Origin of the sequence: Sphingomonas asaccharolytica NBRC 15499 (assembly GCF_001598355.1) — a bacterium.
GTDB classification, from domain to species: Bacteria; Pseudomonadota; Alphaproteobacteria; order Sphingomonadales; family Sphingomonadaceae; genus Sphingomonas; species Sphingomonas asaccharolytica.
Genome location: NZ_BCYU01000179.1, coordinates 1 through 1,030, shown reverse-complemented (window position 1 = coordinate 1,030; position 1,030 = coordinate 1). Strand labels below are relative to the sequence as shown.

The window sequence follows — 1,030 nt, the reverse complement described above, 5'->3', positions numbered from 1 at the left end:
AAACGAAGTGCAACACCAGGCTAAGGTGTTGTCATGGGAGAGTGTTACGAGCGGCTCTCGCTCGCTGAGCGGTGTACGATTGCCCAGCTTCGCGAAGCTGGGCGATCGATCCGGCAAATTGCGGCAGCTCTGGATCGCCCGCCATCGACGATCTCTCGAGAGCTGAAGCGCAATCAGGCGAGCAAGGGCTATCGTGCCGATTATGCCGAGCAGCAGAGCCGCGCGCGGCGATGGACCGGCTCCAAGCTGGAGCGCGATGACGATCTGCGCGAGATGGTACTTGGCCGGCTCGAAGCCGGCTGGTCGCCCGAACAGGTCGCCGGCCGGCTGGCGCTCGATTACGGGCGCCAGGTCATCAGCTACGAGACGATCTACCGCTTCATCTATGCCCAGATCCGGCGCACCAACAGCTATGACTGGCGCCGCTATCTCCCGCGCGGCAAGTCCAAGCGCGGACGATATGGCCGCCGCGGCGGATCACCCGTCACCTTGATGAAAGAGCGACGCCCCATCAGCGAGCGGCCACAGGCCGCCACCGACCGCAAAACCCCAGGCCATTGGGAAAGCGACTACATGCTGTTCAAGCAATACGGCCACAACATCCTCGTCGCCCACGAACGCACCAGCCGCCTCATCCTGCTCGCCAAGCCACGCACCCGGCGCGCCGACACCACCGTCCGCGCGCTAACACGCCTCCTCGGCCCATGGCCCGGGCACATGCGCTCCACCATCACCTTCGATAACGGCACCGAGTTCGCCAGACACTATCGCCTCGCCAATCAGCTCGGCATCCAGACCTTCTTCTGCGACCCCCACGCACCTTGGCAAAAGGGCGGCGTCGAAAACGCCATCGGACGCCTCAGACGCTACCTCCCCCGCAAAACCGACCTCAGCCAGCTCACCGCCGCCCAGCTTGACGCCATCGCCCAGCGCTACAACAACACACCCAGAAAATGCCTCGGCTTCAATACACCCGCCGAGACTTGCCTACTCAACCCGTTGCACTTCGAATGTGAATCCACATCCCAGC

The 1,030-nt window shown here is 63.4% G+C and carries 1 protein-coding gene; it reads left to right on the top strand.

What is annotated here, in order from left to right; genetic code table 11:
* Nucleotides 1-33 precede the first annotated feature (33 nt).
* On the top strand, nucleotides 34-1,030 hold a 997-nt coding region (locus SAS01S_RS21965; RefSeq protein ID WP_157082954.1), incomplete at its 3' end, for an IS30 family transposase.